The following is a 20,365-nucleotide window of genomic DNA, read 5'->3' as shown; positions in this document are numbered from 1 at the left end:
CCCGCGGAGAATGCTCCGCTTTCCAAGGATAATGTCTATGGCTTCCATCACCGCAAACGCGGCACCCAAGCGGCGCACCTTCGGGGAACTTCTGACGAGCGACCTGCGGGCCTTGCCGGTCGTTGTCGCCCTCATCGCTCTCTGGGTATTCTTCGCCTTTCAGAGCAATGTCTTTCTCACGCCGCGCAACCTCTCGAACCTGCTGCTACAGTCGACCGTTGTCGGCATGATGGCGCTTGGCTTGATGTTCGTTCTTCTGGTGAAGGAGATCGACCTGTCCGTTGCGGCCATCCACGGTGTCACGGCAGTGCTGAGCGCCAAGCTCATCGTGGACTATGGGGTCTCGCCGTGGGTATCCCTCCCGGCCTCGATCCTGATCGGTGCCGTGATCGGTTCATGCTCCGCCCGCTGGGTGAATTGGGTCGGCGTCCCGTCCTTCGTGGTCACACTTGGCCTCGGGCTTGCTTTGAACGGCATCCAACTTCTGCTGCTTCCCGCCACGGCACGCTATGGCTTGATGGGAACCGGCGTCGAGTTGATTGCACAGACCACAGTTTCGGGAATCTATGCCTGGTTCGCCTGGGCGATCGGCATCGCCGCACTCGGCGTTTTGATCCTGTCCGGCGTCGCCCGCAGGCGTAAGGCAGGACTCGACGTCTCTACCCTGAACGCGATTGTCATTCCGCTGTCCGGTGCCGGAGTAATAGGTGCCATCGCTGTCCTTGTGTTGAACGCCAATCAGGGTATTCCTCTGCCGGTGCTGATGTTCGCGGTTCTGCTGGGCATCGGAGGCTACATCCTCAACGAGACACAGTTCGGACTTTACCTCTACGCTGTCGGCAACAATGACGAAGCGGCGCGCAGGGCGGGCATCAAGGTGCCGCTCATTCGAATGGCTGCCTTCGCCATCGCCGGAGGCGTCGCCGCCATCGCAGGCATAGTCGCCTCGTCCCGGACACTTGGTGTCGGCGTCTTCTCCGGTGGAGGCGTGGGCGGCGGCACCCTTCTTCTCGAATCCATCGCCGCAGCAGTGATCGGCGGCGTAAGCCTCTTCGGCGGGCGAGGTGCTATTCATGCGGCACTATTGGGAGCTTTGGTAATCGGGACCGTCCAGAACGGCCTGAATCTGATGGGAGTCGATAATGAAGTCAGGCTCATCGTGACCGGACTGCTCCTCGTCCTGGCGGTGTCGATCGACAAGATTATCGAGAAGCTCACAGGCCAACAGGCGTTTTAGTCGAAGACGTATCCTGTGAACCTTTGGTGTTGACCATAGTGCTGGAAATACAAATAGGAGTTGGCAATTCACAGGCTCTCAGCGCACAATGCAATAAATTTTGCAGGATGTGGGAATGGCAGAAATCGAACCGCCGCGTGACTACGAAGAATTGATCCGCCTCGTCCATGAGCGGTTCGAGGATATGAGCAAGTCATATCAGAAGATTTCTATCTACCTGACGCAGAACCCGAATGACGTGGCCGTGCTTTCTGTGAGCGCAATTGCAGAACGCTGCGGAATCCACGCGTCAAGCTTCGTGCGTTTTGCCCAGTCTTTGGGATACGAGGGGTTTAAGGAACTCCAGGGTCTGTTCCAGAAGCGTCTCTCTACTGCCGCCCCGGGCTTCGAAGCCAGGGTCAGGGCGCTTGAGACCGAGCTTGGAGCGCGGACTGATCGCAGTGAGCTTGGTTTTCTTCGCGATCTCGTCGTGCGTGACATGGCGTCGCTTCAGGACCTGCTTGCTCAGGTCTCTGCAGAGGAAATGGCTCGCGCTGTCGATCTATTGGAGAAATGCGACACCGTCTACCTCATCGGACAGTTGCGCTCGGCGCCCGTCGTCGATCTCCTGCGTTATGTCCTGACGATGCTCGGCAAGCGCTGCGTGCTTCTCGACCCAAGTGGCGGCCTTGCCACCTACATGGCGCGCACGATGAACAAATCAGACCTGCTGCTGGCCGTCTCCTTCCGGTTTTACGCAACCGAGGTGGTGAATGTAGTGGAGCAGGTCGCGGAGAAAGGGGTTCCCATTGTTGCGATCTCCGACAGCACGCTTTCGCCGCTGGCGAAGTCTGCTGCTGTGCTGTTCGCAGTGCCTGAACACGAATACACATTCTCCCGTTCGCTTGCGGCTCCGATGTGTCTCGCTCAAGCGCTGACAGTGGCGTTGGCCAGCCGGCTGCAGGACAGTTCCAACGATCCGCGAATTCCAACGGTGACGGGCCAGTAAAGTAACCTCATTCTGTCATATGAACGACGCCGAAGGCGTGCCGTCGCCACTGATACTTCACAAGAACTGGATCATGAAGGGATGGGAGCGCCATGAAGGCGACCCGAACTTCGTTTTTTCGCAGAAGATGAGCGAGTACTATGACCTGGCAAACACCACCGGCGTCTTCTACGACAATTTCGCGCCTGGTGATAAGCAGCTCTTCCGCGACGCCGCCCGTTACGGCGCAAACTGGGAGGATCTGCAAAACTCTGCGCGATCAGGGTATCTGTTTGGATGGTGCTAAGATGTCTTGAATCCAGGGCCGCACCCCTCAAATTGAGTCAGCGGAGGTGCAGGCATGCCAAATCCTGCCAACAAGACAGTCCGGTAATGCCTGGTCACCGTGGAACGCATCGGCTCCATGCGCTCACACAAAACCCTTATCGATCTCGCCGAGAGCCTTCTACACCGCGGGCCCGAGGACAAGCGAGGTGAGGAGTGGGTTGTCGCCCAAGGCTGTTTTGGACGCGCTTAATCATCTCTGTCACGCCAGTTCCGGCGGTGATCCGGAAAAGTGATGCGGAAAACTGTTCCGGTTGCCGTATCGATCGGCCACGTAAGCATCTGGAAAATAATGAAAAAGAAGAACTGGCTGGGGAACCTGGATTCGAACCAAGATCGACGGAGTCAGAGTCCGCTGTTCTACCATTGAACTATTCCCCAGCAGGGCGCGGCCGGCAAAGCGGCTCCGCTGGTGTGCGGCGCTTATAAACAAAAGCCGGAGGAATGCAAATACTGTTTGGAAAAATTTCTGCACCCTAATCGGGTGAGTTTGAGCAGGTCCCGATTTTTGAATCCAAAAAGAATTTGGCGATTTTGCATCGCGCTGGTATTCTCGCGGCAACGCAAAAATCTAATGAGCGCCTGCTGCATACCATCATGGACTTGCGCGGCGCGTGGAAAACGAACGTGGAAGACCCCGAAGGCGGCGCAAAGCCGCAATTTGACGGGGCGTCAGCGGCAGTGCGCAGGGACGGCAAGAAATCCCGGCGCCGAAAGGGCAAACGGGGCGGTCAGTCCCGCAACGCGCCTCATGCCGCTTCGCAGGCCTCCTCCGAGACATCCGGAGAGGCAGCGCGCCCGATGGAAGCTGCAGCCGGGAACCCGGCCCGCAAGCGCAAACGCCGCCGCCGCGGTAACGGTGGCCAGCGGCATGACGGCGCATCCCCAGCGATCCAGCAGCATGAAAAGCCGGCTTCGGCCGCGCAGGTCGATGGCGACGCTTCACACAGCCGCCGCAACCGGCGCAAGCATCGCGGAAAGCGCGGCCTGCAGGGCCGTCCGCTGGCGCCTGGCAAGCCGGTCGGCCAGCCGGGGATCGCTGCCCAGCCTGCCGCCATTGCCAGGGATCCCGCCATTGCGAGAGCCCCAACGATAGACAAGGCCAATGGGTATTCCGAACCTCAAAACGATAGCTTCAATCGCGGCGGCCGGCCGCCTGAACGCGAGCGCCGCGATCACGTTGCCGAGCATCCCTGGCCGGATGAACTTTATGCTGCGCTCGACCTCGGCACGAACAACTGCCGCCTGCTGATTGCCCAGCCCACCCGGCCGGGTCAGTTCCGTGTCGTCGATGCCTTTTCGCGCATTGTGCGCCTCGGCGAGGGGCTTGCCGCGAGCGGCCGCCTTTCCAACGAGGCGATGGACCGCGCCGTCGATGCGCTGCGCGTCTGCGCCGGAAAATTGAAAAGCCGCGAGATCCGCCGCATGCGACTGATCGCCACCGAAGCCTGCCGTCAGGCCGCAAACGGCGCCATTTTCCTAAATCGCGTCGTTGCCGAGACCGGCCTCGAACTCGAGATCATCGACCGCGAAACGGAAGCCCGCCTTGCGGTATCCGGCTGCTCGTCACTGGTCGGCCGCGAAACGCGTTCTGTCGTGCTTTTCGATATCGGCGGCGGCTCCTCGGAAATCGCGGTCATCCGCATCGGCGAGAATCGGTTCAGCCGCCTTGCCAATCACATCACTCACTGGACCTCGCTGCCGGTCGGCGTCGTCACGCTTTCCGAGCGCCACGGCGGGCAGCATGTGACGCCGGAGAGCTTCGAGACCATGGTATCGGAGGTGGGGGGCATGCTTGCGCGGTTCGACTGCCCGGAAATCGAGGTCGCACATTCCGGCGATTTTCACCTGATCGGCACGTCCGGCACGGTGACGACGCTGGCGGGCGTCCATCTCGACCTGCCGCGCTACGACCGACGCAAGGTGGATGGCATCTGGCTTTCGGATGACGAGGTTTCAGCCATGCAGGCGAAGCTTCTCTCGTGGGATTTCGAGAGCCGCGCCGCCAATCCCTGCATCGGGCCGGACCGCGCTGACCTGGTGCTCGCCGGCTGTGCCATCCTGGAGGCAATTCGCCGCCGCTGGCCGAGCCCGCGCATGCGCGTCGCCGACCGCGGCTTGAGAGAAGGCCTCTTGACCGACATGATGGCGGACGACGGCGTCTGGCGGCGCCATCGAAACCGCCGCGGCCAGCGCGCAAGGTAGGGACAGAATGACCAAGGCACCGATCGCGGGCAACCGCACCGGCCGCAAGCTCGGCCAGCGCGTCAAGAAGAAGAAGCTCAAGGCCTCCTCGCGGCAATGGCTGCAGCGCCATATCAACGATCCCTACGTGCAGCGCGCGCAGCTTGAGGGCTACCGGGCGCGGGCTGCCTTCAAGCTTCTGGAGATCGACGAGAAGCACAATATCCTCAAAGGCGCGCGCCGCATCATCGACCTTGGCGCCGCACCGGGAAGCTGGTCGCAGATCGCCGCCAAGGTGACGGGCTCGACCGACGAGGATGTCCGCGTCGCGGCCATCGACTTTCTGGAAATGGCGCCGCTTCCCGGCGTGACGATCCTGCAGCTCGACTTTCTCGATCCGGACGCGCCGACGAAACTGATGGAAGCGGTCGGCGGTACGCCGGACCTGGTGATGTCCGACATGGCGGCCCCCACGACCGGCCACCACCGCACGGACCATCTGCGGACGATGCATCTCTGCGAAGTTGCCGCGCATTTTGCCGTCGACGTTCTGGGCGAAGGCGGCCATTTCCTCGCCAAGACCTTTCAGGGCGGCACGGAGCGCGAATTGCTCAACATGCTGAAGCAACATTTCCGTCAGGTGGTGCACGTCAAACCGGCTTCCTCGCGTGCCGAATCGGTCGAGATGTTCCTGCTGGCGAAGGGCTTCAAAGGCCGCAAGCCGGTCACGGACGTTGTGGAAGCTTGATCTTTGGCTTCGTCTGTGGCGATGATGGCGGCTTGCAGGATTGGAATGCCACTATCTGATGCTACTCTACGTCACTCTCGGAACCAATGACATCGAGCGCGCCCGGCGCTTCTATGACGCCGTTCTGCCGGTGCTCGGTTACAAGCTTCAGCGTCTCTCTGACGAGGAGATCGGCTACTCCGCCGATGGCGACACCCGCTCGCGCCTCTGGATCGTCACGCCGTTCAACCGCCGCCGTGCCGCCGCCGGCAACGGTTCGATGATCGCGCTCAGCGCTGAAACGCGCGCGGATGTCGATGCGTTCTATGCGGCGGCCCTCGCGGCGGGCGGTACTGATGACGGCAAGCCCGGCTTGCGCTCCTATCATGCGAATTTCTACGCCGCCTATATCCGCGATCCCGACGGCAACAAGCTTGCCGCCGTCTGCGAAAAGCCGGAATAGCAGGGCTTATTTCACCGCTTGTTGCTCGGTCTCGATGGCTGGGCCGATCCGCTTGGCGCGATGGCCCGAAACCAGCGCCCCTGCATTCCTGTCCATGCGAATGAAGGGGATCATCGCCACGACCGTCAGTCCGGCGATGACGTAGAAGGCCAGATGGAAGTCGGCGACCTGCAGTGCCTCGCCGCGGAAATAGATGGATGTCTCGAGGATCGCTGCGGCCACGGCAACGCCGAGCGCGAGGCTGATCTGCTGCATGACCGAGCTCATCGATGTGGCCTGGCTCGCTTCTCGATCCTCAATGTCCGCAAAGGCCAGCGCGTTCACGCCGGTGAACATGAACGAGCGCGAGAAGCCGCCGATGAGCAACACCGTGATGATGACGAGATGCGGCGTTGCGGGCGTGAAGAAGCCTGTCGTGATTGTGACGATCGTTGTGACCGCGGCTGCCGAAAGAAGCGTCGTGCGGAAGCCGGTGGCGGCGAAAACGCGCCGTGCCATGAATTTGGTAGTGATCGCGCCGATTGCGCCGGAAAAGGTGATGAGGCCGGACTGGAACGGTGTCAGGCCAAAGCCGAGCTGCAGCATCAGCGGCGTCAGGAAGGGCATGGCGCCGACGCAGAGGCGGAACAGGTTGCCGCCAGTCGTCGCAGTGCGGAAGGTCGGGTTGCGGAAGAGGTTTAGGTTCAGGATCGGGGCTGGGTGGCGCTTGGCGTGGCGCACATAAAGATAGCCGCAAAGGAAGCCGGTCAAGGTGGATGTAACACCGATTGCCGGCGGCAGCGCCGGAAGGCTTACGACCGAGAGGCCGAATACGACACCCGCGGCGGAAAGCGAGGTCAGCATGAAGCCGGTGAAGTCCAGTTTCGGCGGCATGGTTGATTCAACCTCCGGCAGAAAGATTGTTGCAAGCCAGACGCCGATGATGCCGACCGGCACGTTGATCAGGAAGATCCAGTGCCAGCTGAAATAGGTGGTGATGAAGCCGCCGAGCGGCGGACCGGCGAGCGGACCGACAAGGGCGGGAATCGTCAGCAGCGCCATGGCGGAAACCAGTTCGCTCCGCTGGGTGGTGCGCAGGAGAACGAGCCGGCCGACCGGCGTCATCATCGCGCCGCCCATGCCTTGCAGGAAGCGGGCGAAGACGAACTCGACCAGATTGGAAGATACTGCACAGAAGATCGAGCCGATGACGAAGACGCAGATCGCAAGCCGGAAGATGCGCTTGGCGCCGAACCTGTCCGCCATCCAGCCGCTGACTGGAATGAAAACCGCAAGCGACACCATGTAGGAGGTCAGCGCCAGCTTCAGCGTGATCGGCCCGACATGCAGGTCGCTGGCGATCGCGGGAAGGGCGGTCGAAATGACGGTGGAATCCATCTGCTCCATGAAGAGCGCGACGGCGAGGATCAGCGGAACAATGCGGTTCATAGGCAAAAGCCTTGGGCGACTCTTGGGAGGATGGCTCGGGGGCCCGTGCTGTGTAGTCCCAGTTGCCGCCTCTGCCAATCCCTGAAACTGCGGGAGCTGCGGGTTTGCATCACGTGTGCGTGAGACGGCGGTTCCCGGCAACTTTTCCTTTTAAAATCGACATAGGTTCAAGCCGCCGCAGCAAGAATCCCGGACGGAGAGCGAGAGGGTCTGCGCGGCGCGACCACCGCCGTTATTGGAGAGTGGATATATGGCCGTTTCGTCGGCAATGAAGCGGCCGCGCTTTTTGATGCAGGCATTTTCGGCCGTCTATTTTAAGAACGGGCTACCGTTTCGTCCCGAAGACCTACCAGTTGGACATCTGAGCCAGCGCATGGCAGCCATTACGCACCCGGTGCATGCGCCGGCGTTTTGCTATTCCCTTCCTGTCATAGACGTGTTACGAGCCCTCGCCAACTTCCAAAGCAACCCTTGCACACCGCCGGTGCGGACGATTCGTTCCGGGTGGGTCGCATTTTTCTTAATTGAAGGAAATTGGCCATGGCTCGCATCATAGAAACGGCAACCGGAGCGGACGCGCTCACCTTCGACGACGTGCTCTTGCAGCCCGGTCACTCCGAGGTCATGCCCGGTCAGACGAACATCGCAACGCGCATCGCGACCGATTTCGACCTGAACATCCCGATCCTCTCCTCGGCAATGGATACCGTCACCGAAAGCCGATTGGCGATCGCCATGGCGCAGGCCGGCGGTCTCGGTGTCATTCATCGCAATCTGACCCCGATCGAGCAGGCCGAGCAGGTTCGGCAAGTCAAGAAGTTCGAAAGCGGCATGGTCATCAATCCGGTGACGATCGGCCCGGATGCGACGCTTGCCGAAGCGCTGTCTCTGATGAAGACGCACGGCATTTCTGGCATTCCGGTCGTTGAGAAGTCGGGCCGCCTCGTGGGCATCCTGACAAACCGCGACGTCCGCTTTGCCTCCGATCCGGCCCAGAAGGTCCACGAGCTGATGACGCGGGATAACCTCGTCACGGTCAAGGAGAATGTCGATCAGCAGGAGGCCAAGCGCCTGCTGCATTCGCACCGCATCGAAAAGCTGCTGGTCGTCGATCCGCAAGGCCGCTGCGTTGGCCTCATCACCGTCAAGGATATCGAAAAGTCGCAGCTGAACCCGAACGCTTCCAAGGATGCGCAAGGCCGTCTTCGCGCTGCCGCCGCCATCAGCGTCGGCGATGATGGCTTCGAGCGTGCCGAGCGCCTGATCGAAGCCGGCGTCGATCTGCTCGTCGTCGATACTGCGCACGGGCATTCGCAGCGCGTTCTCGATGCCGTCACCCGCGTCAAGAAGCTGTCCAACTCGGTTCGCATCATGGCCGGCAACGTCGCGACCTCGGACGGCACCAAGGCACTGATCGATGCCGGTGCGGATGCCGTCAAGGTCGGCATCGGCCCAGGCTCGATCTGCACGACGCGCATAGTCGCCGGTGTCGGCGTGCCGCAACTCGCCGCCATCATGTCGGCTGTCGAAGCCGCGCGCGCTCAGGATATTCCGGTCATCGCCGACGGCGGCATCAAGTTCTCGGGCGACCTTGCCAAGGCGATGGCTTGCGGCGCTTCTGCCGTCATGATCGGCTCGCTGCTCGCCGGTACCGATGAAAGCCCGGGCGAAGTCTATCTCTATCAGGGCCGCTCCTTCAAAGCCTATCGCGGCATGGGATCGGTCGGCGCCATGGCGCGCGGCTCGGCAGACCGCTACTTCCAGGCGGAAGTCCGCGACACGCTGAAGCTCGTGCCGGAGGGCATCGAAGGCCAGGTTCCTTATAAGGGTCCGGTCTCTGGCGTCCTGCACCAGCTCACGGGCGGCCTGAGGGCAGCGATGGGTTATGTCGGCGGCAAGGATATCAAGGAGTTCCAGGAACGCGCGACCTTCGTGCGCATCTCCGGCGCCGGCCTTCGCGAAAGCCATGCCCATGACGTGACGATTACCCGCGAGAGCCCGAACTATCCGGGCGTAGGCGCCTGATCGTGACTGCGGGCAGCCGGATACCCTCCTGGATGATCGGGCTGCTTGCCATTCTCTGCCTCGCAGTGTTGGCATGGACGACCTTCGGCTTCGTCCTGCCATTCCGGCATGAAACCGGAGAGACGGTGCTCGACACCTATTTCACCGGCTATGATCAGCCTACGGTTACCGCCATGCAGAATGTGCTGAGCGAAAACGATGTCGCGCGTGCGCTGCTGCGGAGCATGTATCTTGGCCCGGAGCTCGTCCTGCCGGCGCTGGTGACGATGCTTCTCTTCACGATTGTTGTGAAGCTCCAGCCGGGCGGCAGCTATTTCGGCAAACCGATGCATCCAGCGTTCATCAAGGCGATCTACGTTCTGCCGTTCATCTACTGCTTTGCCGATTATGCCGAGAATTTCTCCAGCCTGATTGCTTTCGGTGACAGCAGCGCCGCCGCATCGGCCGCCGCGTTGCTGCCCTGGATGACAAAGCTGAAATTCGCAGCACTCGCCGTTTCGGCAATCGTCATCCTTCGTTTCGTCCTGATCCGTCTGACACCCGGCGGAGTCGACGGGCGATAGGCTGGAAAGTGCCGGAACTTTCCTCTACTGCTTTGAAAAATATGAGAGAAGCCGCAGAGGAGACACTATGACCGGTTACGAAATGTTCTGGCCCATTATTGCCCACGTCGCGCTGGTCTATGGCCTCTACATGCTGCTCAGCATCCGCCGCCGGAAGGCGGTGCAAGCCGGCAATGTGAAGCTTTCGGACTATCGCGAAAACCGCAGCGAGCCGCCGGAAAGCCTTTTCGTCAAGAACAGCATCGCCAATCAGTTCGAGCTGCCGGTTCTCTTTTATGTCTGCTGCATCCTGCTTTACATCACCGAGGCCGACAATCTGGGCGCCCTCGTGCTCGCCTGGATCTTCGTGGCGTTGCGGTATGGCCACGCTTTCGTGCATGTGACGAGCAACCGCATGCGCTTGCGCAGTCCGCTCTTTGCTGCCGGATACGTCGTGCTTGGTGCCATGTGGGCGTGGCTTGCCGGCTGGATGGCCTTCAGCGGGTAACGCAGTTTTGTTCCTGCGTTATCGTCGGCTGACCTATCTTCTCTCATCGGGCTTTGGCTCAGCGAGGAAAAGAGGAGGTTCACATGGACAAGCCGGAAATCACGCAGGCGATGATCAACGCCTATGACGAATACACGCATCTGACGCTCGACCGCCGCAGCTTCATGGACAAGCTGACGAAACTTGCAGGATCGGCGGGTGCTGCCGCCGTCATCGCGCCGATGCTTGCGGCAAACAAGGCGAGCGCGGAAATGGTCCCGGCCAACGACGAGCGGCTGAAGGCGCAGGATGTCACTTATCCCGGCGGCAGTGGCGAGATGAAGGGCTATCTGGTCGAACCGAAGGCGGCATCCGGAAAGCTCGGCAGCGTTATCGTCATTCACGAAAATCGCGGCCTCAACCCGCATATCCGCGACGTCGCCCGGCGTATGGCGCTGGAAGGCTTCGTGGCGCTGGCGCCGGATTTCCTCTCGCCGCTCGGCGGTACGCCGGAGAACGAGGATCAGGCGCGGGAAATGTTCGGCAAGCTTGAGCCGGCCGCAACTGTCGCGAATGCCGAAGCAAGCCTCAAATACCTGAAGACGCTTCCCTCCGCCAATGGCAATGTCGGCGCCATCGGCTTTTGCTGGGGTGGCGGGGTCGTCAACAATTTCGCGACGCAATCACCGGAGCTGAAGGCAGGCGTCGCCTATTACGGTGCGCAGCCGAAGGCTGGCGTGCCGAACATAAAGGCGGCGCTGATGCTGCACTATGCCGGTCTCGACGACCGCATCAATGCCGGCATCGACGCCTACAAGAAGGAACTGGAAGCAAACGGCAAGAGCTTCCAGATCTTCGTCTATGACGGCGTCAACCATGCCTTCAACAACGACACGTCCTCGGCGCGCTACGACAAGAAGGCGGCTGATCTTGCCTGGAGCCGCACCGTCGAGTTCTTGAAGAAGGGCCTGGCCTGATCAGGGTGCAACCGTCGCGTTCGTGCTCTTGAAAAACAGCACGTCTACAGGCTCGATGCGATCCGTGCACAGTCGGCGGCTGCCTTAACTGATCCACAGCTTTGAGCGACCAAATCGGGGCTTATCACCCCGATTTTCGTATGCTTCTGGCGTCTGTTAAAATGCGAGCTTTTCGATTTACGGCGCATGAATACCTGCATGCCATATCGCTCGGATGCGCCGGTTTGAGCCATCTTCCGCCGCTCAACGATAATTCACGGGAACGATATGAGCGCGCAGGGTATGGATCGCATCGGCCTTCGCCGGAAGCCGAAGCAGGAACGCAGCATCCAGAGACTCGATCTGATCCTCGCCGCCGCTGCGGAGCTGATCGCGCAAAAGGGCGTCAGCGCCATGCGCATGACGGAGCTCGCCGCTGCCGCCAAGGTGCCGATCGGCTCGGTCTATCAATATTTCCCTGAAAAGGCGGCGATCGTCAAAGCGCTCTTCGACCGGCATGCGGCCGCAGTCCAGGCGAAAACGGCCGTCATGTTCTCCAACGTCCAGTCCCTCGATGAAGCACTGGATCTGATCTCGGTGATGATCGACTGGTACTATAACGAATACCGCAACGACGCCACCTATCTCGGCGTCTGGATGGGAACGGAGACCGACCAGGATCTCTTGCAGCTCAACATCCAGCACAGCAATCGCGTGGCCGAAATTTTCCTCGAGGCGATAAAGCGCATCGCCCCGGAGATGCCGGAAGTCGATATGCAAGCCCGCACTTACCTTTTCAGCCACCTGATCGGCGCGTCGATCCGCCTCGCGGTCAAGAGCGAAGAAAAGCTGGCAAAAAGGATGCTGGACGAATGGAAGCACGTCATCCGCGCTTCGCTTTTCGCCGAGGCGGCCTGAAGCCTACCAGCTGGGTACCATGTTGGCGGCCTTCAGGCGCGGATACTGCCGCGCATAGGCCGTCTTCACATCCGGTTCCAGATTGTCGTCGACCACCGCAGGCGTGATGTTGTCGAGGCAGGCGGTGATATGCGCCGTGATCGCATTCATCAGCGAGATTGAAACTCCCGGACGCTTCATGATGCCGATCTGCACCGGCGGCAGGGCAGGGAAGCCGTCAGCCTGGCTCAGAACCTTCATGCCTGTCCGCAATGCCGATTCCGGCATCACCGAAACCGCCATGCCGGCAAGCACGGCAGCGGCAACCACCGTGCATGACCAGCTTGTGAAGAGGATCTGATGCTCGCGGCCCACGGCATCGAGCGCCGAACAGGCAAGTTGCCGCCACTGGCAGTCGCGGCGTCCGACAGCAAGCGGCACAGGCGCGTCGTCACGGATCGGGTGGTTGGCGGAGCCGACCCAGCAGAGCGGCTCGGTTCTGACGACGTCGGACATGCGTTCCCGCGGGTTATGCGTCACCAGCGCGATGTCGAGCTCGCCCTTGTGCATGCGTTCTGCCAAATCCACCGAAGGCTCGCACACGATGTAAAGCTCCACATTCGGATGGGTCTTGGCGAAACGGCCGATGATCTCCGGCATGTAGCGGTCGGCGTAGTCGTCCGGCGTGCCGATGCGCAGCATGCCTTCGAGACGGTTGTCGTCGAAAGCGGCGATTGCCTCGTTGTTGAGGCGGATGATACGGCGGGCGTAATTCAGAAGCTTCTCGCCCTCCACCGTCAGGCGGTTGCCGCGGCCGTCCTTGATGAAGAGCTGCTTGCCGATTCGTTCCTCGAGGCGGCGCATCTGCATCGAGACGGCGGATTGCGTCTTGTAGACGCGATCGGCCGCCTTCGTGAAGCTGCCGGAATCTATGATGGCGATGAAAGTCTGCAACTGGTCAATATCAAGAGGCGCGGACATGGGCTCACCTATAACGATTGCTGATAATAACCATTAGAAACATTCGTTGGACTGATCAATAGGTCTTTGGCATCTTCGAGATGCAAATCAAGCAAAGTGACGGACAGACACCCTGCTGTCCTGCCTAGGTTTCAGCCCTCCTTCCCGCTCGACCTCGCGGGAGGGGTGGGCTGTTGCGCCCGAAAGAAAGGAGAGTTCGATGCGCATGATTGACCAGACAGTAGAACTCGACTGTGCCAAGCAGCCCGCGACGTTTTCCCAGCGTCTCGGCGGAACCCTTGCGCCGCTGACGGCTCTCTTTCGCGCATTCCGCAATCGCAGAGCGATCAACGGCCTGAATGACCTCGACGACAATCAGTTGCGGGATATCGGCCTGACGCGGGCCGACGTTACCGCCGCCCTGTTGACGTCGACCTTCTTCGAGGATCCGTCGGCACATCTGACAAACTCGGCGCGCCGCCGCTGGCGCCTCGCGATATTCCGTTCCTACGTCGATTAGGAGCGGCCAGTTTCCCCGCAGGGTGATAGCCAATAGCCCTGCCGCTTGACCCGGTGACCGGCTTTCCCAAGCCGTCTCCGGGTTTTTTTAAATCTTGGAGGAAGGCTGGCCCTTCTTAGGCAGATATGTCTCGAAGATCGCTTCCATGCTTTTCTGATAGCCCCTCTGCACCTCAAGCCCGCTGTCGAACATGGTGTTGAGCATCTTCAGATAATTCTCCGCCTGCTCCTTGGCCTCTTCTTTCGGAGGCTCGGGCGCCTTTTGCGCCGCCGGCTGATTGAGGCTTCCCATCATGTCCTGAAAGGCCTTGGCGAACGGATTGTCGAGGAACGGGTTGGCTGGAGCCTTCTTGGATTCTGGCTGCGGCGTGCTGAACATCAGCTGCATCGCTTGCGTGAACGGATTGTCGAAGATGCTCGGCTCGGGTGCTGTTTTCGGCTTTGGCGCAAAACCGGTGCTTTCCAGCCATTTCTGGATCGTCTCGCCCATCGCGGTATTGATGAAGGGGTTGACGGGCGAGGCCATCTGTCCGGTCGCTTGCTTGAAGAGCCCGCCCATCAGCGTATCGGCCATCACCGGCAGCATCTGCTTGTAGATCTCCTGGCCGATGCCGGTCATCTGCGCGGCCTGTGCGGCGACTGCGCGCGAAACCTCCTTGGAGCCGAAAAGCTGGCCGAGGATATTGTTGCCGTCCGAAATGCCCTCCGGGGTGAAGGCCTTCGTCATGTCCTCGAAATATTTGGCATAGTTGCCGGATGCGACCGCCTGCATCAGGCCCATGAAGTCATAGGGATTGCTCGTGCTACGCTTCAGCCCGGCGGAAAAGGCGGGCATCAGCGCCGCCATCGCCTTGGTCGCCTGTTCCTGGGCAAGGTTGAACTGCTTGGAGATCGCGTCCATCGCCGCGCCATTCTGCGCCTGCATCATCATGTCGAAGAGTGGCAACATGACAGTCCTCCCCCGCTTTCTAGTGCTTGTGAATCGCCACTATAAACGGAAATCGGAATGCGCAAACGGCTTTTTGCCGAAGGGTTCAGTACTGATATTCCTCGAAGACCGGCTCGACGGAGTGCTGCCAGCGGCCGTTGTAACGCGCCAGCAGGTCCTCGGCGAGCGTGGCTTTTTTCGCCATCACCTCGTCGAGCGGCGATAGGAAGATGCTCTCATCCTGGCCTTCCTTGTTCAACCGGTTGCGCGACTTCAGACCCGCCTTCGAAATACCGATGACCTCGCGGGCGGTTTCATAAAGGGCGTGGCCGCGGAACTCGGCCTTCAGGCCGGCCGTTGGAACGGCATCGCGCAGCGCGCTGACTTCGGCAAATGCCCAGTTCTTCGTCAGCTGATCGGCCGCATCGAGCGCAGCTTCGTCGTATAGAAGGCCCACCCAGAAGGCGGGCAGGGCACAGATGCGGCGCCACGGGCCGCCGTCTGCACCGCGCATCTCGAGGAAACGCTTCAGGCGAACGTCGGGGAAGAGCGTCGAAAGATGGTTCGTCCAGTCGCCCATCGTCGGCTCCCACGCGGCGACCTTGCCCTTGAGCGCGCCGTTCATGAACTGGCGGAAGGTGACGTGGGTACAGTCATGATAGTGGCCGTCGCGGACGATGAAGTACATCGGCACGTCGAGCGCCCATTCCATGTAGTGCTGGAAGCCGAAGTCGTCGAGGAAGGTGAAATCGAGCAGGCCGGAGCGCCGGTTGTCCGTGTCGCGCCAGATGTCGCCACGCCAGGAAAGCATGCCATTCGGCTGACCTTCGGTGAAGGGCGAGGACGCGAAGAGCGCGGTTGCCAGCGACTGAAGCTTCATCGACACGCGCATCTTCTTCTGCATGTCGGCTTCGGAGGAGAAGTCGAGGTTCACCTGGATCGTGCAGGTGCGGTACATCATGTCGAGGCCCTTGGTGCCGACCTTCGGCATGTAGCGGGTCATGATGTCGTAACGGGATTTCGGCATGCGCGGCGTCTCGGCGAGCGTCCATTTCGGGCTGCCGCCGATGCCGAGGAAGCGGATGCCCATCGGCTCGGCGATTTCGCGCAGCGTCGCAAGATGCGAATTGGATTCCCTGCAGGTCTCGTGGATCGTTTCCAGCGGCGCGCCGGAAAGCTCGAATTGGCCGCCCGGCTCGATCGAGATCGCGCCCATACCGTGCTGCTCGGCAAGACCGATGATATTTTCGCCGTCCATGATCGGATCCCAGCCGTTCTTTGTCTGCAGGCCCTTCAGAAGGGCTGAGATGCTGGCTTCGCCGGCATAGGGAACCGGGTTGTTATCCGCACGGAAGAAGGCGAACTTCTCATGCTCGGTGCCGATGCGGAAGCGCTCCTTCGGCTTGTTCCCCGCAGCAATGTAATCGGTCAGCTCCTGCACCGAAGAAATCGGTGTCTGGTCGGTAGTATCGCGAGCCATTCAACGTAACCTGTATTCTGGGGAACGCCCGGTAGCCCGGGCAATTGGAAGGGTGATTAGTGCCGGTCTCACGTATGTTGCAAGTGAAATTCTTTCAACGACGCATCAAAAAAATAGCAGGCTGTTTCAACGGAGCCTGATTTGAAGGTTAATTCCAGTCGCCGACCGCCGCCTGGATCACCGCCATGGCCGCAACCGCAGCCGTGTCGGCGCGCAGGATACGCGGCCCGAGCGGGATGGCCGTGACAAAATCGAGGCCGCTCAGCCGCGCGCGCTCCTCCTCGGAAAAGCCGCCCTCCGGCCCGACGAGAAGCGCAAGCTGCTTTTCCTCGATCTTCGAAAGCAGTGGCAGCGGGTTTTGCCCCGCATCGCCCTCGTCGCAAAATATGATCCGCCGCTCTTGCGGCCAGTTGTCGAGCAGATCGAAGAGCTTCACCGGCTCGGCAACTTCCGGGATGGCGAGGATGCCGCATTGCTCTGCCGCCTCGACAGCATTGGCCTTCAGTTTATCGAGATTGGTGATCTTGCCCTGCACATGTTGCGTCATGACTGGCTGCAGCACGCCGGCGCCCATCTCGACCGCCTTCTGCACGAGGTAGTCCAGGCGGCCGACCTTCAGCGGCGCAAAAAGATAGTGCAGGTCGGATGGAGCCGGCTGGGGCCGGGTCTGCTCGGTCGGCGCCAGCAGGATGCGCTTGCGGGTCGGAAAGGAGAGGCTCGCCTTCCATTCTCCGTCTCGGCCGTTGAATACCAGGATTTCGGCGCCGTCCGTCATGCGCAGCACATTGGCGAGATAATTGTACTGGTCGGAACTGGCCTCCACCGCGGCGCCCGGCGACAAGGAAGCATCGACGAAAAGCCGCTGCATGCGGAAATTGGCGCGCATCTCAAACAATCCCGATCAAACGAAGAGGGCGAACATAACCCAATAGAGCAACGCTGCAAGCGCCGCCGACGCAGGCACGGTAATGATCCAGGCGGCAATGATGGTCATGAAATGCGAGCGCCGCACGAGATAGCGGCGGCGCGCCTCATGAACGTTCGGATCTTCCGGTTCGTCGATCGCCCAGGCCTCGGCCTTGCTGCGCATATATTCGATGCGGCGCTTGGAATTGCGCGTGTACCATTCGCGGAAGAAACCGACGCCGAAAACGGCGCCAACGGCGATGTGCGTCGTGCTGACCGGCAGTCCGAACCAGGACGCGACGATGACGGTGAAGGCCGTCGAGAGTGCGACACAATAGGCCCGCATCGGATTGAGTTTGGTGATCTGCTCGCCGACAAGGTGGATGAGGCGCGGGCCGAATAGCAGCAGACCGACGGAGATACCGAGGGCACCGATCAGCATCACCCAGAGTGGCGGCGCGTCACCGCCGGATGAAAGGCCCGATATCGAACGCACGATTGCCGAAAGCGGGCCGATGGCGTTCGAAACGTCGTTGGCGCCGTGTGCGAAGGACAGCAGCGCTGCAGAGCCGATCAGCGGGAACTTGAAGAGAATGCGCAGCGAACTGTTGCGGTTTTCGAGGCCTTGCGATTGCCGTGCGACGATCGGCCTTGACGCTGCCCAGGCAACGAGGCCGGCAGATAATCCGAATGCAAGGATTGTCGGTGACGAAAATCGCCCGGCGGGCGTGAGCTGCAAGACCATATAAGCCGCAAAACCGCCGGTCATCATGGCAATCAGCGCCGGAACCCAGCGCCGTGCTGCCGCGATCTTGTCGTCACGGTATATGATCAAGGTCTTGACGAGGTAGAGCAGGCCAGCGGCGATCACGCCGCCGATCAGAGGCGATGTCATCCAGCTTGAGGTAATCTCGACCATGACGCGCCAGTTGACGGGATCCGGTCCGACAGCGGCAATTCCGGCACCGATCACCGCGCCGACGATCGCATGTGTCGTCGAGACCGGCGCGTTCAGCCAGGTCGCAAGATTGATCCAGAGCGCTGCAGCCATCAGGGCGGCCATCATGATCCAGGCAAGCAGGCCTTCGGGAACCTGTACGGCATCGATGATGCTCGACGAGATCGTTCTGACCACCGCTCCGCCGGCGATTGTTGCTCCGAGAACCTCGAAGGCTGCCGCGATGACGAGTGCCTGTGCCATCGTCATGGCACGCGCGCCGACGGCGGCGCCGACATTGTTCGTCACGTCGTTGGCGCCGATGTTCATGGCCATGTAGGCAGCGAGCGCAGCAGCGGCGATGACGAGAACGGCGCCCTGCCGGTCGAAGACGTAGACGCCTGCAGAAAGCATCGCCAGACCGAGGAAGATCAGGCCGAGGCCCGGGGCGACCAGCTTGCGCGCGACGAACTTCGCCGCGTCCTCGGCATGGGTGATTTTGTCGAGGTCCTTGTCGAGCGTTCGTTTCGTAAGAACGGGAGTTCGGCTGGGCATTCTGTTCCTTGGGTCAAATCCTGCTTTAGCGCCCCTTTATCCTAGCAGCGCAAGAAGGCAGGAATCATTCCGCTGGAATCTGCCTGGGCAAGCTTGCCTGAGGCCGCTCGCTCATCCTTCGCTTGAAGAGCAGGAAGAGATCGCGAAGCTCGGGCTCGTTGACGCGCTTGACCGCCTCGTCGCAGGTTACCCACTCGATCCTACGTTCGCCCTTTTCCTTGAAGTTCTTGGCGACATCGGTGACCTCAAGCACATAGACCTGGACCTTGCAGGTTACTTTCAGTCCGTCCTTCAGCATCTTCGGATAGGTGTAGGAGCCGAACGGCTCGTGTTCGACAGCGCCACGCGCGCCCGCTTCCTCATGGGCCTCACGGGCGGCAACTTCATAGGAGCGCTTGCCATTCATCGGCCAGCCCTTAGGAATGACCCAGCGGCCCGTATCGCGGCTCGTCATCAAGAGAACCTCGACTTCACTGGTCTTCTTCTTCACCCGGTAGCAGAGGGCAGCATATTGCAGTCGCGGCGGGCGACGGAACATCAGCTGCACATCAGAAGCCAGTCGGGCAAGAATCGTCAATTGTCGGGTCACCTTTTAAAGTCTGCCTCAGGAATCACTAATATAAGTTTCGCATGGAAATCTTGCACGGTCCATGCGCCGTTTGACGGTAGAGGACATGATCTCCAACTTCGAATAAGGAAATTCGTTGCCGTTCCGCTTCGGAATTCCGTCAGATCGTGTTCTGATTCCGTCCTTGCACAGCTGTTCAATATGCTCCCGACTGACGTCTCAATCAATGCCGGGGACATTTGTTCCTCCGGATTCTTTCAAGATAGGGTGACTATGCGTCTTCTGCTGCTCAACTCTCGTGCGATGCCTAAAGTTCCCAGTAGGGAACCGGGCCGTAGAGGTCGGCGAGATAGTCGATGAACAGGCGAACCTTGGCCGGTAAAAACTGCCGGCTGGGGTATACTGCGGAGAGCGCCACGTTGCGGGAGCCCTCATAGGCCGGCAGCACCTGCACGAGATTGCCGCTCTTGAGTTCATCGCCGATATCCCAGGTGGAGCGCAGCGCGATGCCGAGCCCCGCGATCACCGTCTCGCGGATCACCTCGCTGGAATTGGTGACGAGCATGCCCTCCGGCCGCAGGCTCATCGCGCCGCCCGGTCCTTCAAGGCGCCATAGGTCGTTGTTGTGCGCCGGCAGGCAGCGATGGTTCTTCAGGTCGTCGATGCTTTGCGGCATCCCGTGCATGTTGAGATAGGAAGGCGCGGCACAAAGCAGGCGCCGGACCGGCGCGAGCCTTCGAGCGACGAGGCTGGAATCGGTGAGCTCGGCAATGCGGATTGCCAGGTCGAAGCCGCCGCCGACGATATCGCTTAATTCATCCGTCAGCACGAGGTTGATCGCAAGCTCCGGGTGTGCGTCCATGAACGCCTTGAGATGCGGCGCAATATGCATGCGGCCGAATGAAGTGGGTGCCGAGATCTTTAGCGTGCCGTGCATCAGCGCCGAGCGACCGGAGATGTAATATTCCGCTTCCTCCAGCCCAGCGAGAATGGCGAGCACGCGATCGTAGAAACCCTGGCCGGCCTCCGTCAACGAAATCTGGCGGGTCGTGCGTTGCAAGAGACGTGTGCCGAGCCTGTCTTCCAGTCGTTTGATGCGCTTGGAAACGACGGCCGGCGAAAAGCCGAGCAGGCGCCCGGCAAGCGACATGCTGCCGGTCGAGACGACCTTGGCAAATATCTCGAGATCACCCAGATTTGTCATATTGCTTCAGACTTTTTCCCTTTTGGCATAAATGCCTAGCATTTGCGCCA

20 protein-coding genes and 1 tRNA gene are annotated in these 20,365 nt (G+C 60.6%); 12 read left to right on the top strand and 9 right to left on the bottom strand.

The annotated features are described in order from the left end of the window. The first annotated feature begins 37 nt into the window (after positions 1-37). From ACZ9DP_RS31315 to ACZ9DP_RS31305, 3 genes are all read left to right on the top strand, one after another. Positions 38-1,237, top strand: a complete 1,200-nt coding sequence (locus ACZ9DP_RS31315) for a sugar ABC transporter permease (protein ID WP_476204600.1) — start codon at positions 38-40, stop codon at positions 1,235-1,237. A gap of 115 nt (positions 1,238-1,352) precedes the next feature. Beyond that, a complete protein-coding gene (locus tag ACZ9DP_RS31310; protein ID WP_476204599.1) occupies positions 1,353-2,225 on the top strand; it encodes a MurR/RpiR family transcriptional regulator in 873 nt (290 codons plus the stop codon). 19 nt (positions 2,226-2,244) lie between these two features. Next, positions 2,245-2,511 (top strand): hypothetical protein, encoded by a 267-nt coding sequence (locus tag ACZ9DP_RS31305; protein ID WP_476204598.1) that lies wholly within the window; start codon positions 2,245-2,247, stop codon positions 2,509-2,511. Between the two features lie 345 nt (positions 2,512-2,856). Here ACZ9DP_RS31305 and ACZ9DP_RS31300 read toward each other — a convergent pair. Beyond that, positions 2,857-2,930: transfer RNA gene (locus tag ACZ9DP_RS31300), tRNA-Gln, on the bottom strand. A gap of 246 nt (positions 2,931-3,176) precedes the next feature. On the opposite strand from ACZ9DP_RS31300, the gene ACZ9DP_RS31295 reads away from it, so the two are divergent. From ACZ9DP_RS31295 to ACZ9DP_RS31285, 3 genes are read left to right on the top strand one after another with little or no spacing between them, the layout of a single operon-like run. Beyond that, positions 3,177-4,754, top strand: coding sequence for a Ppx/GppA phosphatase family protein (locus ACZ9DP_RS31295; RefSeq protein ID WP_476204596.1), 1,578 nt, complete (start codon positions 3,177-3,179; stop codon positions 4,752-4,754). A gap of 7 nt (positions 4,755-4,761) precedes the next feature. After that, on the top strand, positions 4,762-5,481 hold the full coding sequence (locus tag ACZ9DP_RS31290; protein WP_476204595.1) for an RlmE family RNA methyltransferase: 720 nt from the start codon (positions 4,762-4,764) through the stop codon (positions 5,479-5,481). 58 nt (positions 5,482-5,539) lie between these two features. Further along, positions 5,540-5,923, top strand: coding sequence for a VOC family protein (locus tag ACZ9DP_RS31285; protein WP_455874767.1), 384 nt, complete (start codon positions 5,540-5,542; stop codon positions 5,921-5,923). A gap of 6 nt (positions 5,924-5,929) precedes the next feature. On the opposite strand, the gene ACZ9DP_RS31280 is transcribed toward ACZ9DP_RS31285, so the two are convergent. Further along, positions 5,930-7,351 carry a DHA2 family efflux MFS transporter permease subunit gene (locus ACZ9DP_RS31280; protein ID WP_476204594.1) on the bottom strand — a complete coding sequence of 474 codons (1,422 nt, stop codon included), beginning with the start codon at positions 7,349-7,351 and terminating at the stop codon, positions 5,930-5,932. Between the two features lie 540 nt (positions 7,352-7,891). Between ACZ9DP_RS31280 and guaB the strand changes: the two genes are divergently transcribed. From guaB to ACZ9DP_RS31255, 5 genes are all read left to right on the top strand, one after another. Next, positions 7,892-9,376: an IMP dehydrogenase gene (gene guaB / locus ACZ9DP_RS31275; protein WP_074066783.1), complete on the top strand. Its 1,485-nt coding sequence runs from the start codon at positions 7,892-7,894 to the stop codon at positions 9,374-9,376. A 2-nt stretch (positions 9,377-9,378) separates the two neighbouring features. Further along, positions 9,379-9,939 (top strand): hypothetical protein, encoded by a 561-nt coding sequence (locus tag ACZ9DP_RS31270; protein ID WP_476204593.1) that lies wholly within the window; start codon positions 9,379-9,381, stop codon positions 9,937-9,939. Between the two features lie 67 nt (positions 9,940-10,006). Next, positions 10,007-10,426, top strand: a complete 420-nt coding sequence (locus ACZ9DP_RS31265) for an MAPEG family protein (RefSeq protein ID WP_476204592.1) — start codon at positions 10,007-10,009, stop codon at positions 10,424-10,426. An 83-nt stretch (positions 10,427-10,509) separates the two neighbouring features. After that, on the top strand, positions 10,510-11,382 hold the full coding sequence (locus ACZ9DP_RS31260) for a dienelactone hydrolase family protein (protein WP_476204591.1): 873 nt from the start codon (positions 10,510-10,512) through the stop codon (positions 11,380-11,382). Between the two features lie 267 nt (positions 11,383-11,649). After that, on the top strand, positions 11,650-12,279 hold the full coding sequence (locus tag ACZ9DP_RS31255; RefSeq protein ID WP_022717280.1) for a TetR family transcriptional regulator: 630 nt from the start codon (positions 11,650-11,652) through the stop codon (positions 12,277-12,279). Between the two features lie 3 nt (positions 12,280-12,282). On the opposite strand, the gene ACZ9DP_RS31250 is transcribed toward ACZ9DP_RS31255, so the two are convergent. Further along, complete coding sequence (locus tag ACZ9DP_RS31250) at positions 12,283-13,239, bottom strand: LysR substrate-binding domain-containing protein (protein ID WP_022717281.1); 957 nt, start codon at positions 13,237-13,239, stop codon at positions 12,283-12,285. A gap of 199 nt (positions 13,240-13,438) precedes the next feature. Here ACZ9DP_RS31250 and ACZ9DP_RS31245 point away from each other — a divergent pair, with 199 nt between their 5' ends. Beyond that, positions 13,439-13,738: a DUF1127 domain-containing protein gene (locus tag ACZ9DP_RS31245; RefSeq protein ID WP_074066787.1), complete on the top strand. Its 300-nt coding sequence runs from the start codon at positions 13,439-13,441 to the stop codon at positions 13,736-13,738. Between the two features lie 87 nt (positions 13,739-13,825). Here the strand turns inward: ACZ9DP_RS31245 and ACZ9DP_RS31240 are convergent, their stop codons facing one another. The 6 genes from ACZ9DP_RS31240 to ACZ9DP_RS31215 all read right to left on the bottom strand — a co-directional run bounded on the left by ACZ9DP_RS31240 (position 13,826) and on the right by ACZ9DP_RS31215 (position 20,315). Next, on the bottom strand, positions 13,826-14,686 hold the full coding sequence (locus tag ACZ9DP_RS31240) for a DUF937 domain-containing protein (RefSeq protein ID WP_239595378.1): 861 nt from the start codon (positions 14,684-14,686) through the stop codon (positions 13,826-13,828). A gap of 85 nt (positions 14,687-14,771) precedes the next feature. Beyond that, positions 14,772-16,145: a glutamate--cysteine ligase gene (locus ACZ9DP_RS31235; protein WP_476204590.1), complete on the bottom strand. Its 1,374-nt coding sequence runs from the start codon at positions 16,143-16,145 to the stop codon at positions 14,772-14,774. Positions 16,146-16,293: 148 nt separating this feature from the next. Then, on the bottom strand, positions 16,294-17,031 hold the full coding sequence (locus ACZ9DP_RS31230) for a 16S rRNA (uracil(1498)-N(3))-methyltransferase (RefSeq protein ID WP_476204589.1): 738 nt from the start codon (positions 17,029-17,031) through the stop codon (positions 16,294-16,296). Positions 17,032-17,046: 15 nt separating this feature from the next. After that, a complete protein-coding gene (locus ACZ9DP_RS31225) occupies positions 17,047-18,543 on the bottom strand; it encodes an inorganic phosphate transporter (protein WP_476204588.1) in 1,497 nt (498 codons plus the stop codon). A 64-nt stretch (positions 18,544-18,607) separates the two neighbouring features. Beyond that, the gene (locus ACZ9DP_RS31220) at positions 18,608-19,120 is read right to left on the bottom strand and encodes an NUDIX hydrolase (RefSeq protein WP_476204587.1); all 513 of its coding nucleotides are present in this window, start codon (positions 19,118-19,120) and stop codon (positions 18,608-18,610) included. 298 nt (positions 19,121-19,418) lie between these two features. After that, positions 19,419-20,315, bottom strand: coding sequence for a LysR family transcriptional regulator (locus tag ACZ9DP_RS31215; protein ID WP_194729063.1), 897 nt, complete (start codon positions 20,313-20,315; stop codon positions 19,419-19,421). Positions 20,316-20,365 lie beyond the last annotated feature (50 nt).

The organism is Rhizobium sp. USDA 4016 (genome assembly GCF_056279705.1).
Note: the sequence above shows the minus strand (reverse complement) of the source record. Positions and strands in the feature narration are given on the sequence as shown.